This window comes from Escherichia sp. WS3063 (assembly GCF_046486595.1).
In the GTDB taxonomy this organism is placed as follows: Bacteria; Pseudomonadota; Gammaproteobacteria; order Enterobacterales; family Enterobacteriaceae; genus Escherichia; species Escherichia coli.
Window position 1 is genome coordinate 1 of record NZ_JBJQKY010000030.1, and the last position, 14381, is coordinate 14381.

Below are 14381 nucleotides of genomic sequence, written 5' to 3' on the forward strand. Positions count from 1 at the left end.
TATCAATATCAGCAGTAAAATAAATTTCCCGATGCATCCGTAGCTCAGCTGGATAGAGTACTCGGCTACGAACCGAGCGGTCGGAGGTTCGAATCCTCCCGGATGCACCATATTCTCCGTAACCTTCAGCAATGAAGGTATCGAAGAGGTAGCGATATTAACCGCACGCCAGCAGCGGCCCGAAGGGCGAACGCCAGTGAGTCATCCTCCCGGATGCACCATATTATCCAAAAAATTTCCTTCAAAAATATCTCATTTCTAAATAACTACTTTATCCATTTCCTGAATTTTCTTCTCCTTCGCCATCAGCGACAAAATCAAGCAATTACGCTAAAGTAGCGTCATATTTTTCGACTTGCGAGAAGACCATGTACGAGCGTTATGCAGGTTTAATTTTTGATATGGATGGCACCATCCTGGATACCGAGCCTACGCACCGTAAAGCGTGGCGCGAAGTATTAGGGCACTACGGTCTTCAGTACGATGTTCAGGCGATGATTGCGCTTAATGGCTCGCCCACCTGGCGTATTGCTCAGGCAATTATTGAGCTGAATCAGGCCGATCTCGACCCGCATGCGTTAGCGCGTGAAAAAACAGAAGCAGTAAGAAGTATGCTGCTGGATAGTGTCGAGCCGCTTCCTCTTGTTGAAGTGGTGAAAAGTTGGCATGGTCGTCGCCCAATGGCTGTAGGAACGGGGAGTGAAAGCGCCATCGCTGAGGCATTGCTGGCGCACCTGGGATTACGCCGTTATTTTGACGCCGTCGTCGCTGCCGATCACGTCAAACACCATAAACCCGCGCCAGACACATTTTTGTTGTGCGCGCAGCGTATGGGCGTGCAACCGACACAGTGTGTGGTCTTTGAAGATGCCGATTTCGGTATTCAGGCGGCCCGTGCAGCAGGCATGGACGCTGTGGATGTTCGCTTGCTGTGAGTGAAGCGTTATCGCTTTTCTCGTTGTTTGCCAGTAGTTTTCTCAGCGCTACACTATTACCCGGCAACTCCGAAGTCGTGCTGGTGGCAATGTTGCTTTCCGGGATCAGTCATCCCTGGGTTTTAGTTTTAACAGCAACAATGGGTAATAGCCTTGGAGGGTTAACTAACGTTATCCTTGGGCGTTTCTTTCCATTGCGTAAAACATCGCGCTGGCAAGAGAAAGCTACCGGCTGGCTGAAACGCTATGGTGCAGTCACGCTATTATTAAGCTGGATGCCCGTGGTTGGCGATTTACTGTGTCTGTTAGCGGGATGGATGCGCATCTCGTGGGGACCGGTAATCTTTTTTTTGTGCCTTGGTAAAGCGTTACGCTATGTTGCAGTTGCAGCAGCTACCGTTCAGGGCATGATGTGGTGGCACTAATTGTAGGCCTGCACATATGGTCACCATTACAGTTATGCTAATTAAAACGATTTTGACAGGCGGGAGGTCAATTTGATCCCGGACGTATCACAGGCGCTGGCCTGGCTGGAAAAACATCCTCAGGCGTTAAAGGGGATACAGCGTGGGCTGGAGCGCGAAACTTTGCGTGTTAATGCTGATGGCACATTGGCAACAACAGGTCATCCTGAAGCATTAGGTTCCGCACTGACGCACAAATGGATTACTACCGATTTTGCGGAAGCATTGCTGGAATTCATTACACCAGTGGATGGTGATATCGAACATATGCTGACCTTTATGCGTGATCTGCATCGTTATACGGCGCGCAATATGGGCGATGAGCGGATGTGGCCGTTAAGTATGCCATGCTACATCGCAGAAGGTCAGGACATCGAACTGGCACAGTACGGCACTTCTAACACCGGACGCTTTAAAACGCTGTACCGTGAAGGGCTGAAAAATCGCTACGGCGCGCTGATGCAAACCATTTCCGGCGTGCACTACAATTTCTCTTTGCCAATGGCATTCTGGCAAGCGAAGTGCGGTGATATCGCGGGCGCTGATGCCAAAGAGAAAATTTCTGCGGGCTATTTCCGCGTTATCCGCAATTACTATCGTTTCGGTTGGGTCATTCCTTATCTGTTTGGTGCGTCTCCAGCGATTTGTTCTTCTTTCCTGCAAGGAAAACCAACGTCGCTGCCGTTTGAGAAAACCGAGTGCGGTATGTATTACCTGCCGTATGCGACCTCTCTTCGTTTGAGCGATCTTGGCTATACCAATAAATCGCAAAGCAATCTTGGTATCACCTTCAATGATCTCTACGAGTACGTGGCGGGCCTTAAACAGGCAATCAAAACGCCATCGGAAGAGTACGCGAAGATTGGTATTGAGAAAGACGGTAAGCGGCTGCAAATCAACAGCAACGTGCTGCAGATTGAAAACGAACTGTACGCGCCGATTCGTCCAAAACGCGTTACCCGCAGCGGCGAGTCGCCTTCTGATGCGCTGTTACGTGGCGGTATTGAATATATTGAAGTGCGTTCGCTGGACATCAACCCGTTCTCGCCGATTGGTGTAGATGAACAACAGGTGCGATTCCTCGACCTGTTTATGGTCTGGTGTGCGCTGGCTGATGCACCGGAAATGAGCAGTAGCGAACTTGCCTGTACACGCGTTAACTGGAACCGGGTGATCCTCGAAGGTCGCAAACCGGGCCTGACGCTGGGTATCGGCTGCGAAACCGCGCAGTTCCCGTTACCGCAGGTGGGTAAAGATCTGTTCCGCGATCTGAAACGCGTCGCGCAAACGCTGGATAGCATTAACGGCGGCGAAGCGTATCAGAAAGTGTGTGATGAACTGGTCGCCTGCTTCGATAATCCCGATCTGACTTTCTCTGCCCGTATCTTAAGGTCTATGATTGATACTGGTATTGGCGGAACAGGCAAAGCGTTTGCTGAAGCGTACCGTAATCTGCTGCGTGAAGAGCCGTTGGAAATTCTGCGCGAAGAGGATTTTGTCGCCGAGCGCGAGGCGTCTGAACGCCGTCAGCAGGAAATGGAAGCCGCTGATACCGAACCGTTTGCGGTGTGGCTGGAAAAACACGCCTGACAGAAAAGAAAAAGGCCACTCGTGAGTGGCCAAAATTTCATCTCTGAATTCAGGGATGATGATAACAAATGCGCGTCTTTCATATACTCAGACTCGCCTGGGAAGAAAGAGTTCAGAAAATTTTTAAAAAAATTACCGGAGGTGGCTAAATGCCGTTGTTAGATAGCTTCACAGTCGATCATACCCGGATGGAAGCGCCTGCAGTTCGGGTGGCGAAAACAATGAACACCCCGCATGGCGACGCAATCACCGTGTTCGATCTGCGCTTCTGCGTGCCGAACAAAGAAGTGATGCCAGAAAGAGGGATCCATACCCTGGAGCACCTGTTTGCTGGTTTTATGCGTAACCATCTTAACGGTAATGGCGTAGAGATTATCGATATCTCGCCAATGGGCTGCCGCACCGGTTTTTATATGAGTCTGATTGGTACGCCAGATGAGCAGCGTGTCGCTGATGCCTGGAAAGCGGCAATGGAAGACGTGCTGAAAGTGCAGGATCAGAATCAGATCCCGGAACTGAACGTCTACCAGTGTGGCACTTACCAGATGCACTCGTTGCAGGAAGCGCAGGATATTGCGCGTAACATTCTGGAACGTGACGTGCGCATCAACAGCAACGAAGAACTGGCGCTGCCGAAAGAGAAGTTGCAGGAACTGCACATCTAGTCAGTAAACTATCTTCACAATTAATTGAAAAAAGCCAGTTCAAATGAACTGGCTTAGTTGTACTTAGTGCGCACCGCCTCCGCCGCCACCTGCGCCAAATGGCGGTTTAGCAAACCACACCAGCCCCAGCAGGACGAGGAATATCCCGGCTGACATCCAGAAGATCTCATTGGCGGAAATAATCAGCCCCTGATTGGTGATCTGCTGGGCAATCCAGCCTGATGCCTGCTGTTGCGTCATCCCAAGCCCTTCCAGTTGACTATACATCGCCTGGGCATTCGGGTTGAACGGGTTTACCGACTCAGTCAACTGCGCATGGTGCATCGACTCGCGGTTGGTCCACATAGTCGTGGTTATCGATGTGCCGATAGACCCCGCCAGCGTTCGCGTAAAGTTGGAGAGGCTCGATGCTGCCGCCAGTCGTTCCGGTGGCAAACCGGACAGCGTAATGGTGGTCAGCGGCATAAAGAAGCAGGCCACCGCAAAACCCTGGATAAACTGTGGCCAGGCCGACGCGCCAAAATCCATACCCGGTTCAAAGGTATAGGCACGCCAGTAGAAGCAGACGGCATACATAATAAAGCTGAAGGTTACCAGTCGGCGCATATCCAGTTTATGCGCGAAGCGGCCGATAATCGGCGACAGGATCACCGGAATAATTCCTACCGGCGCAGAGGCCAGCCCTGCCCACGTCGCCGTGTAACCGTAGACCTCCTGCAACAACTGCGGCAGCAGAACAATCGCGCCGAAGTAGAGCATATACGCGAGGCTGATACACAAGCAGCCGATGGTGAAGTTGCGCGACTTAAACAACGACAGATCGACTATCGGGTTATCGTCGGTCAGCTCCCAGACAATCAGGAAGCAGATAGCCACCACCGCCACCACGGTGAGGATGATAATTTCCTGTGATGAGAACCAGTCCAGCTCTTTACCGCGGTCGAGCATAATCTGCAGGCTGCCGATACCAATAACCAGCAGTGCCAGCCCCACGGCATCAATCCGCCGCCGTTCGGTGCGGGTTTCACGTCCGCGCAGAGTTTGCAGTGTCATCAACACCACCGCCACGCCAATCGGCACGTTGATGAAGAATATCCAGCCCCAGTGGTAATTATCACTGATATAACCGCCGAGGATCGGGCCGCAAATTGGCGCAACAATCACCGTCATCGACCACAACGCCAGCGCGATCGAGCGTTTGGCTGGCGGGTAGTTATTCAGCAATAGACTTTGCGAAAGCGGGATCAGCGGCCCGGCGACAATCCCCTGAATCACGCGGAAGAAGATCAGCATATTCAGGCTGCTGGAGACACCACATGCCCACGACGCAATAGCGAAGGCGATGGTGGACCAGAGGAACAGTTTCACTTCCCCGACGCGCTTTGCCAGCCAGCCGGTAAGCGGGATCGAGATGGCATTCGCCACCCCGAAAGAAGTGATTACCCACGTTCCCTGGCTGAGCGATGAGCCCAGATTCCCGGCGATAGTGGGGATCGCCACGTTAGCAATGGTGGAGTCCAGCACCTGCATGAATGTCGCCAGTGACAGCGCAATCGTCATAATGACCAGTTGCGCGCCTTCCAGCGGTTTTTGCTGTTGCATCACACGCACCTCTGGATTAGCCAGCGTTAGCTTTTACGATATCGTCGATCAGTTTATTGACAGGTGCCAGGCTGATTTCACGCGCGGTGCTTACCGCTACCGGTGTGGAACGTACTTTATTTGCCAGTACCTGACCGTCACGGTTAGTGGTATTGACGCTCACCAGCGTGGATAAACCGATACGCAGCGGGTATTGCTCCAGCTGTTTCTGGTCCAGTTCAATACGCACAGGCAGACGCTGAACGACTTTGATCCAGTTACCGGTGGCGTTTTGCGCCGGAAGCAGTGAGAACGCGCTACCTGTGCCCATATCCAGACCAACCACTTTACCGGTGTATTTCACATCATCGCCGTAAATATCGGTGGTGATGGTGACCGGTTGACCGATACGCATATTGGCAATCTGCGTCTCTTTAAAGTTGGCATCCACCCACATATTGGTGGCTGGAACGACCGCCATCAGCGGCGTCGTTGGGCTAATTTGCGCCCCAGGCTGTACCGCGCGGCGGGAGACATAACCGGTCATCGGACTGACAATACGGGTACGCTCCAGCGCCAGCCAGGCGTTACGTACTTCGGTGGCAGCCTGTTGCACGGCAGGCTGATCTTCCAGTTTAGTCCCCAGAATCATCGCCTGATTGGCATTGTATTGTTGAATAGCGACGTCCAGTTGTGCCTGGGCACTGGTAACGGCGTCGCGGGCGTGTTGCAGCTCTTCGCGACCAATCAGGTTGGCATTGCCCAGCGGCACACGGCGGTTGTAGTCGCTTTGTGCTTTCGCGAGGGCGATTTTTTGCACCTCAATATTCGCCTGCAACTGTTTGCTGTTAATCATCAGCTGGTGGGTTTGGCGAACGCTGGAAGCCAGTGCAGTTTTGGCTTTTTCAAACGCCTGGCGAGCATCTGTCGGGTCGAGAGTGACCAGCACGTCGCCTTCTTTTACAAAATCGGTGTTATCGGCCCAGACTTTCGTCACGCTGCCAGACACCTGAGACATAATTTGAATCTGATTCCCTGCCACGTATGCGTCATCGGTTTCTTCGAAATGACGCAGTACCAAAAACCAATAAATCCCTATCGCTACGGCAATAATTATAAAGAGCAAGGTGAGAAGGAGGAGCAGACGCTTACGTTTGCCGCTCTTCTTTACCGGTTGCTGCGGGGTTTGAGTCTCCGCATTTGCGCTCATATTGTTCTCCACGATCTTCTTAACTCATCGGCTGAGCCGACCTGCTTGCCAAAAAGGCCAGCATGTTGCGATGCTGGCCGGTTATTTTTTCTTTTATAAATCTGGATTTTTGAGCGAGATGACGCGTTAGCTCATCGCTTCGAGAACCACACCGTCTTGTTCCATCTGGTCGAGACGGGAGAGCAATTTGCGGGTGATTTGCTCGAGCTGGTCTTTTTCTGTTGTGCTGAGCGCGGACCAGAGTTGATGCAGGCAGTTATGCTGCGGCGGTAAAACCTCGCGCAAAAACTCGTGACCTTTTTCCGTTAATTGCAGATGCAGGCAGCGGCGATCGTTATCGCTTTCACGACGTTCGATCCAACCGCGTTTTTCCAGTTCATCGGCAATACGCGTCGCGTTGGTACGGGATGATCCAAGAGCACAACTCAATTCAGAAGGCTGAATACTGTGGTTTTCCTGAGACTCCAGCGTAATCAACGCCATAAACAACGTCTCGTTAATCCCCTGAGCCTTCAGCATTTTATTGCGGTTCTCCAGCAGCTTGCTTTGCATGTGCATGCAAAGACGAGTCAGAAGGATCTCCTGATAAGGAAAATCTTCGTGGCGGCTGGCGCGAAATTTTAGCATTTGTTCAATGGGCGTAAACGAACTATCCATTTGGGTATGACCTCATTAATTTCAGCCGATATAGTAACGACAGTGACAAATAAAGTAAATGTATTGTTTTAGAAAAATGATTCTTGTGGGTTATATAATCGCCATCACTTTCCAGGCGAGCCCATAGGCCAGCGCACTAAGCAGTGTTGGGATGATAATGCTGCGTGTTTTATAGAAACTGGCACCCAGTACCGCGAAGCCGACCAGCGTGGGCACGAAACGGCGTGTATCGTGCATCACTTCTGGTGCGGTAGAGACAACCAGCAGAGCGCATATCGAGGCGATGCCAATGGTGTCGAGCAATATGCCTATCGCGCCACGTTTGGTTGGGCGGGCATTACCCACACGCAGGCGCAGCGGCAAATAGCGGAAGCAATAATTCGCCGCGCCAACCAGTAACCCAAGCAGCAAAACCTCATAGCTCATCGGGCGCTCCTTGCCAGAATGCCTGGATTAACGCAGTGAGGCAGCCACAGACAATGCCTGCCAGAATGGCGACGGGAATAGAAAATAGCGTTACGCCTGCAAGGGCACCAACTAACGCTGCGGTAACGCAAAGAGATTGTTTGCGCTGGAAAGAGGCGAGCAGGAAACTCATAAAGAGTGCCGGAAGCATAAAACCTAATGCTGCTTCAACGGCGGGATAACCTTGCAGCAAGCCGCTGCCGGAGAATGCCCCTATTACCGTACCAAATACCCACGATGACCATGAACTGAAGGCAATGCCGATCATCCAGTTCTCGCTCCAGCGGCGATTATTGCGTACCAGTTTTGCGGTTGCGGCGGCAAAAACCTCATCCGTCAGGCCAAATGCCCACAGGGCGGTTTTCGATTTTTGCAGACGCTGAATAATACGGCTACGCAGTGACGGGCCATACAAAACATGGCGAACATCCATTGCCATGACGGTCAGTGCAGCAACCCACAAACTACTCCCGGCTGCCAGCATCGCGGTAATGACGAACTGGCTCGCGCCTGCATAAATGATGCAGGAGAAAAAAATGCTTTCGAGAGGAGAGAATCCCAGACGGGTCGCATTCAGACCGAACGCAAAGGCCACCGGAATATAACTAATAACAATCGGTAAACTGTCTTTGCATCCTTCCATGAAGGTCGCCGAACCAGGAGCAGGCTGTGGAGTAGGGCTTTCCATAGAGTGTACGCTTAACGATTGTTAATATTATAAATAGACTGAATGAATATCTTAACCTTATCAGACTGATGGGCTTCTTAACACCCTTATAAGTGTAAAGCCACGAAAACGGTTGCTGATTGCTTAATTTGCGGCTTCCTGACGATGAAAACCTCGCCACCAGACTAGTAAGTTAACCAGGGCAATCGTCGCGCCAGCCAGACAAACGCCTGCCCAACCGCCATGTTGCCAGGCTGAGGCTGAAATTAGCGAACCGGCAGCACCGCCAATAAAGTAGCTGGTCATGTAACCTGCAGTCAGGCGATTACGCGCATCGGGGTAAATTCGATAAATTACCGTCTGGTTAGTGATGTGCACCCCCTGTACGGTGAGATCCAGCACCAGGATGCCGATAACCAGCGCCAGTACAGAAGTGTGTCCAAACCAGATAGCCAGCCATGAAAGTAACAGCAGCAGCAGGCCGAAAGTTGTGGTGAGGTGTGATTTGCCCTTATCGGCAAAACCGCCCGCCGGACGAGCGCCTAACGCCCCGGCAGCTCCTGCAAGTCCGAACAGACCAATTACGCCATCGCTGTAGTTAAAAGGTGGAGCGGCAAGCAAAAAGGCCATTGAGGTCCAGAGAATGCTGAAGTTGGCAAAGGTCAGGCAGCCCAGCAACGCGCGGGTGCGCAGGATTTTATCGCTGATAAACATGCTGAAAACAGAACCTAGCAACTGTGGGTAGTTGAGGTGGGTTTCTGATTTCATTTGTGGCAGACCACGCCATAATGCCAGCGCCATCAGTGCCATTAATACCGAAGCGACCCAAAAGACAGTTCGCCAGCCACCGAGACTCGCCAGCAATCCGGCAACGGTCCGTGCCAGCAAGATCCCCAACAGCAGCCCGCTCATAATGGTGCCGACCACTTTGCCGCGTTTGTCCGGTGAAGCCAGCGTCGCTGCCAGCGGAACCAGAATTTGTGCCACGACTGAGAATAAACCGGTTAATGCCGTACCGAGGATCATCATCGCCAGCGACTGACTGCTGGCAGTGATTAACATGCCGCCTGCCGCCAGTAAGGTCATCGAGACAATCAGGCGGCGGCGTTCAAACATATCACCGAGGGGAACAAGAAACAGCAGACCTGCGGCATAGCCCAACTGCGCGGCGGTAACAATAAAGCCTGCCGAACTGGCGGAAAGGGAAAAGTTACGCGCGATGGTGTCGAGCAATGGCTGGGCGTAATAGTTACTGGCTACCGCCAGACCGGTGGCGATAGACATCAGCACGATCAGCGCCGGGCTAAGCTCATGATTAGGTTTAGTCATTATTTTTGTTCATCAGGTGATGATTAAGCTGGAAATCAATAATAGCGGATGTTGATGAATATGGGATGAAAGATAGATTGTTGAAATGTGCGGTGTGGTTTGTAGGTATGATAAGACGCGCCAGCGTCGCATCAGGCATTGTGTACAGAGCGGCGGATGAGGCAAAAACGCCTTATCCGCCCGAATAAAAATTACTTCTGCGCTGCCAGCGCTTCATTCACCCAGCCATCGAACTGCTGCTGGTGGGCTTTGATCCAGCCATCAACGTGGCCCTGAATATCGCCTTCTGAGGCTTTGCCGTCATGCATAATGGCGTTCTGGGCGTTAATATCTGCCACTGGCAACTGCATAATGGCAAACAGTTTCGCTGCCGCCGGATTTTTCTCGGCCCAGGCTTTGTTGGCAACGATATGCATGGTACTGACCGGGAAGCCGTAATTCGCGCCATTCGGCAGTTTGGTATCGGCATTTTTATCGCCCGGCAGTGCGGAGAACGGCACCTGCAACCAGACCACATCTTTCCCCGGTTTCAGTTCGTTACTCACCCAGTACGGCGTCCAGGTGTAGTAAAACACCGGCTTACCCTCTTTGTAACGACTGATGGTGTCAGCCATCATCGCTGCGTAGTTCCCCTGATTATGCGTCACGGTATTGGTCAGTCCATACGCGGCAAGCTGGTGGTTGATCGCACCTTCGCAGCCCCAGCCTGGGTTACAGCCGGTTAAATCCGCTTTACCGTCGCCGTTGGTATCGAACAGTTTGGCGATCTTCGGATCTTTAAGTTGCGCGATGTTGGTGATTTTGTACTGGTCGGCGGTTTTCTTATCGATCAGATAACCCTGTGCCGCGCCGTTAACAAATACTCCTTCACGATAAAATTTCTTATCGCCACCGGCAGCTTCATACATGTTGTCATGCAGCGGCGTCCAGTTCACGGCGGTGAAGGTTGCATCGCCGGAAGCAAGTGAGGTGTAGCCAACGTTGTAATCCACTTCGCTGGGTTTATTGACGGTATAACCTAATTTCTCCAGTGCACGACTGACCAGCAGCGTCTGGAAGGTTTCTTCAGTGATGGTACTCTGAACTGGATTAACAGTAATGCCTTTGCCCGGCAGATCGGCAGCAAAAGTTTGTGTAGAGATAAGCGTGGCAAACGCTGTCGCAAAAAGTACGCTATGTCGCATTGTTATTCCTTTTTTTGGCAGGGTGATAATGCCCGGCGTCACCGGGCAAGTGCAGAGTTACTTAATGAATGGGCGGGTCAGCAGACCGACAGGGCCAGTGGTGTACCAGCGACGGTTGCCGCGACTGCGTGAGTCGCGCCCAACGGCCTGCGTCAGGCGGTCGAGGATAATGGCGAGGATCACAATCCCGACGCCGCCAACGGTGGCAAGCCCCATATCCAGACGACCGATACCGCGAAGTACCATCTGACCCAGCCCGCCGACGGCAATCATCGAGGCGATGACCACCATAGAAAGGGCCAGCATCAGCGTCTGGTTAACGCCCGCCATAATGGTTGGCATCGCCAGCGGTAACTGAACTTTGAACAGCATCTGGCGCGGGCTGGCACCGAATGAGCGCGAGGCTTCAATCAGATCCGCCGGAACCTGGTTAATTCCCAGAATCGTCAGACGGATAATCGGCGGCAGCGCAAAGATGATCGTCACCACCACGCCCGGCACGTTGCCGATACCAAACAGCATGACGATTGGCACCAGATAAACAAACGCGGGCGTGGTCTGCATGGCATCAAGCAGTGGACGAATAATTTTCGCCGCTCGCGGACTTCTCGCCAGCCAGATCCCCAACGGCAAACCGATGACGATACAGAACAGCAGGGCGGTTAACACCAGCGCCAGGGTAACCATGGCCTGCGACCAGGCACCGATTGCGCCGATGGCAATCAGCGAAACCAGCGTCGCCACACCCATTCCGACCCCGGAAATCTGCCAGGCGATGAGAGCGAAAACGATAATCGCCACCGGCGCGGGCATACCCAGCAGCAATTGCTGGAAACCGTTGAGGATGTAATCAACCGGAACGCGCACGCCCTGAAAGACGGGACGAAAATGGGTAACGACCCAGTCGATCCCTTCAGTGACCCAACTGTCGAGCGGGATTAGCGTTTTATGGAACGGATCGAGAATATTAAAATGCTCGACGTTTGGCGCAGGCGTACTGGTCAGCCAGTCAGCACCACCGCCGTCAGTCGGTGCAGCAGCCGGTGTACCCCAGGCGTCTGCGGATTGTGCGGCACTGTCCGCCGCTGGCGTGGTATCCCACGGATTATTTTGATCAGCCATTATTTACCCCCTCACGATCTAAAGCGCGCAGCAGCATTCCTTTCGAAATGATGCCGACATACTGTTGGTCCTCGTCGACCACGGGCACCGCACAGGGTGCCTGTCCGACATGAGAGAGCAACTCGCTAAGAGGCGTTTGTGCATCGACCGCTAACGGCGCATCAATCAGCGCCGCATCAAGACCTTGCTGCTGCGTTAACGCGGCTTTAAGCGAATCGATAGATACAGCGCCGACAAACTTATTACCGCGTTCGATGACGTAGCCATATTCGCGATCTTCATCCTGCAATAATTTCAGTGCCGAACGCGGGCCGAAGCCGGGGGTTTTACGAATTAAGCCGTTCGGTGTACGACGGGCAATATCTTTCGCACTGAATACCTGGCTAATATCGACGCCACGGAAGAAGGTACGAACATAATCATTCGCCGGATTATTAAGAATTTCATCCGGTGTACCAACCTGCACCACTTCACCATTTTGCATAATGGCAATTCGGTCACCAATACGCATAGCTTCATCGAGATCGTGGGAAATAAAGACAATGGTGCGCTGATGTTTTGCCTGTAATTTTACCAGCTCATCCTGCATCTCGGTGCGAATTAATGGATCGAGTGCTGAGAAGGCTTCGTCCATTAATAATATATCCGGATTAATCGCTAACGCGCGGGCTAATCCCACACGTTGACGCATCCCGCCAGAGAGTTCATCCGGGTAGCTGTGGGCATAATTTTCCAGCCCGACCTGATGCAGTGCATCAAGGGCTTTTTCCCTGCGTTCTTCGGCATTAATTCCGGCCAGTTCCATACCGAACGCAGTATTGTCCAGCACGGTCATATGCGGCATTAAGGCAAAGGACTGGAATACCATCGCAATCTTTTTTCTGCGCACCTCACGGAGTTCGGCGTCGGATATTTTGGCAATATCCACACCATCAATCAGCACTTGCCCGCGGGTGGGTTCAATCAGGCGATTGAGAAGGCGTACCATTGTGGATTTACCCGAACCGGATAATCCCATGATGACAAATATCTCGCCTTCTTCAATGGCCAGACTGGCGTCTTTTACGCCAAGCGATAGCCCAGTTTTTTCCAGAATTTGTTCTTTTGAAAGTCCTTGTTCGATATATTTGAAAGCTCGCTGTGGATGCTCACCAAATATTTTATAAAGATTTTTAATTTCTAATTTAATTGCCATGCAATAGAAAGATTCCTGTTATTTGTTTATGTCGATACATTACCCAATGGAAATAGTCACTTTTTTCTACCCTAACATACTGAGAATCTGAGGCAACCCCTGATGGCAAATGTGGCATGAATATTGATGTGAGCAAATCGCCGGAATTTCCCATGATATAAGGGCTGAGAGCAAATCGAGAAAAGTTGATATTTTTTGTCAAAGATAGCGAAAAAACGCCTGAATATTGTGGTTTCAGGCGAATAATGCAACAGAGTGTCAGTGTAGATCACCACAAAATATTTGCGTGATAAAAAGCTATTTGGTGGGAATTATTTCCCTGTCGCGGGTAGTGATATTTTTGAAAATAACCCCCTCAGAAATTCCAGTCTTCATCTTCTGTTTCGACCGCTTTTCCCATCACATAAGAGGAGCCTGAACCGGAAAAGAAATCGTGATTTTCATCGGCATTCGGCGAAAGCGCGGCGAGGATTGCCGGATTCACTTCCGCCATTTCTGCGGGAAATAACGGTTCGTAGCCCAGATTCATCAACGCCTTATTGGCGTTGTAACAGAGAAACGCTTTCACATCGTCAGCCCACGGGGTTTCGGCGTACAGCTCATCGGTGTATTGCAACTCGTTGTCGTAGAGTTCCAGCAATAAATCGAAGGCGAAACTCTTCAACTCTTCACGTTGTGCCTGGGAGATCTTTTCCATGTTTTTCTGATATTTATAGCCGATGTAATAACCGTGGACTGCTTCATCGCGGATAATCAGACGGATCAGGTCTGCGGTATTGGTTAGCTTTCCGCGGCTGGAAAAATACATCGGCAGCCAGAAACCGGAATAGAACAAAAAAGATTCAAGAAACACACTGGCGATTTTCTTTTTCAGCGGATCATCCCCGCGATAATGTTGCTGAATAATCTGAGCTTTTCGCTGCAACGGTGCGTTTTCTTCACTCCAGGCGTAGGCGGCATCGACATCTTTGGTCTGGCACAGCGTCGAGAAAATCGAACTGTAAGAGCGGGCATGAACCGCTTCCATAAAGCTGATATTCGTTAATACCGCCTCTTCATGGGGCGTGAGCGCATCGGGCATCAGCGAAGGCGCGCCGATAACATTTTGCAGCGTGTCGAGCAGCGTCAGGCCAGTAAAAACGCGCATCGTCAGTTGTTGTTCTACGACACTTAATGTCTGCCATGCAGGAATATCGTTCGACAGCGGCACCTTTTCCGGGAGCCAGAAATTGCTGGTCAGGCGGTTCCACACCTCCAGATCTTTATCGTCAGATATCTTGTTCCAGTTGATGGCGCTGATACGTGAGAGTTTCATAG

The 14381-nt window shown here is 51.6% G+C and carries 14 protein-coding genes and 1 tRNA gene; 5 read left to right on the forward strand and 10 right to left on the reverse strand.

Annotated features, from left to right (window positions below; translation table 11 throughout):
- The first annotated feature begins 33 nt into the window (after positions 1 to 33).
- The 5 genes from ACJHYW_RS21365 (at position 34) to luxS (ending at position 3654) form a co-directional block, all read left to right on the forward strand.
- Positions 34 to 110: transfer RNA gene (locus ACJHYW_RS21365), tRNA-Arg, on the forward strand.
- A gap of 258 nt (positions 111 to 368) precedes the next feature.
- Complete coding sequence (gene yqaB, locus ACJHYW_RS21370; RefSeq protein ID WP_000273309.1) at positions 369 to 935, forward strand: fructose-1-phosphate/6-phosphogluconate phosphatase; 567 nt, start codon at positions 369 to 371, stop codon at positions 933 to 935.
- Entirely contained in the window at positions 932 to 1360 is a 429-nt protein-coding gene (locus tag ACJHYW_RS21375; RefSeq protein WP_001287454.1) for a YqaA family protein, read from the forward strand. Before yqaB ends, ACJHYW_RS21375 begins: the two co-directional genes overlap by 4 nt.
- 72 nt (positions 1361 to 1432) lie before the next feature.
- Positions 1433 to 2989: a glutamate--cysteine ligase gene (gene gshA, locus ACJHYW_RS21380; RefSeq protein WP_000611781.1), complete on the forward strand. Its 1557-nt coding sequence runs from the start codon at positions 1433 to 1435 to the stop codon at positions 2987 to 2989.
- Between the two features lie 149 nt (positions 2990 to 3138).
- A complete protein-coding gene (luxS, locus tag ACJHYW_RS21385; protein ID WP_001130208.1) occupies positions 3139 to 3654 on the forward strand; it encodes an S-ribosylhomocysteine lyase in 516 nt (171 codons plus the stop codon).
- Positions 3655 to 3717: 63 nt separating this feature from the next.
- Here the strand turns inward: luxS and emrB are convergent, their stop codons facing one another.
- The 10 genes from emrB to nrdF all read right to left on the reverse strand — a co-directional run bounded on the left by emrB (position 3718) and on the right by nrdF (position 14379).
- Entirely contained in the window at positions 3718 to 5256 is a 1539-nt protein-coding gene (gene emrB, locus ACJHYW_RS21390; protein ID WP_001295176.1) for a multidrug efflux MFS transporter permease subunit EmrB, read from the reverse strand.
- 16 nt (positions 5257 to 5272) lie between these two features.
- On the reverse strand, positions 5273 to 6445 hold the full coding sequence (gene emrA / locus ACJHYW_RS21395) for a multidrug efflux MFS transporter periplasmic adaptor subunit EmrA (RefSeq protein WP_001295175.1): 1173 nt from the start codon (positions 6443 to 6445) through the stop codon (positions 5273 to 5275).
- Positions 6446 to 6571: 126 nt separating this feature from the next.
- Positions 6572 to 7102 (reverse strand): multidrug efflux transporter EmrAB transcriptional repressor EmrR, encoded by a 531-nt coding sequence (gene emrR / locus ACJHYW_RS21400; RefSeq protein WP_000378442.1) that lies wholly within the window; start codon positions 7100 to 7102, stop codon positions 6572 to 6574.
- A 90-nt stretch (positions 7103 to 7192) separates the two neighbouring features.
- Positions 7193 to 7528: an L-valine transporter subunit YgaH gene (gene ygaH, locus ACJHYW_RS21405; RefSeq protein ID WP_000119745.1), complete on the reverse strand. Its 336-nt coding sequence runs from the start codon at positions 7526 to 7528 to the stop codon at positions 7193 to 7195.
- The gene (gene ygaZ / locus ACJHYW_RS21410; RefSeq protein WP_000445648.1) at positions 7518 to 8255 is read right to left on the reverse strand and encodes an L-valine exporter subunit YgaZ; all 738 of its coding nucleotides are present in this window, start codon (positions 8253 to 8255) and stop codon (positions 7518 to 7520) included. Before ygaZ ends, ygaH begins: the two co-directional genes overlap by 11 nt.
- 123 nt (positions 8256 to 8378) lie before the next feature.
- Positions 8379 to 9563, reverse strand: a complete 1185-nt coding sequence (locus ACJHYW_RS21415) for an MFS transporter (RefSeq protein ID WP_000165718.1) — start codon at positions 9561 to 9563, stop codon at positions 8379 to 8381.
- Between the two features lie 191 nt (positions 9564 to 9754).
- Positions 9755 to 10747 carry a glycine betaine/L-proline ABC transporter substrate-binding protein ProX gene (proX, locus tag ACJHYW_RS21420; protein ID WP_001216531.1) on the reverse strand — a complete coding sequence of 331 codons (993 nt, stop codon included), beginning with the start codon at positions 10745 to 10747 and terminating at the stop codon, positions 9755 to 9757.
- A 57-nt stretch (positions 10748 to 10804) separates the two neighbouring features.
- Complete coding sequence (gene proW / locus ACJHYW_RS21425) at positions 10805 to 11869, reverse strand: glycine betaine/L-proline ABC transporter permease ProW (protein WP_000774965.1); 1065 nt, start codon at positions 11867 to 11869, stop codon at positions 10805 to 10807.
- Entirely contained in the window at positions 11862 to 13064 is a 1203-nt protein-coding gene (gene proV, locus ACJHYW_RS21430) for a glycine betaine/L-proline ABC transporter ATP-binding protein ProV (protein WP_000985486.1), read from the reverse strand. Before proV ends, proW begins: the two co-directional genes overlap by 8 nt.
- Positions 13065 to 13419: 355 nt before the next feature.
- Positions 13420 to 14379 (reverse strand): class 1b ribonucleoside-diphosphate reductase subunit beta, encoded by a 960-nt coding sequence (gene nrdF / locus ACJHYW_RS21435; RefSeq protein ID WP_000777955.1) that lies wholly within the window; start codon positions 14377 to 14379, stop codon positions 13420 to 13422.
- Positions 14380 to 14381 lie beyond the last annotated feature (2 nt).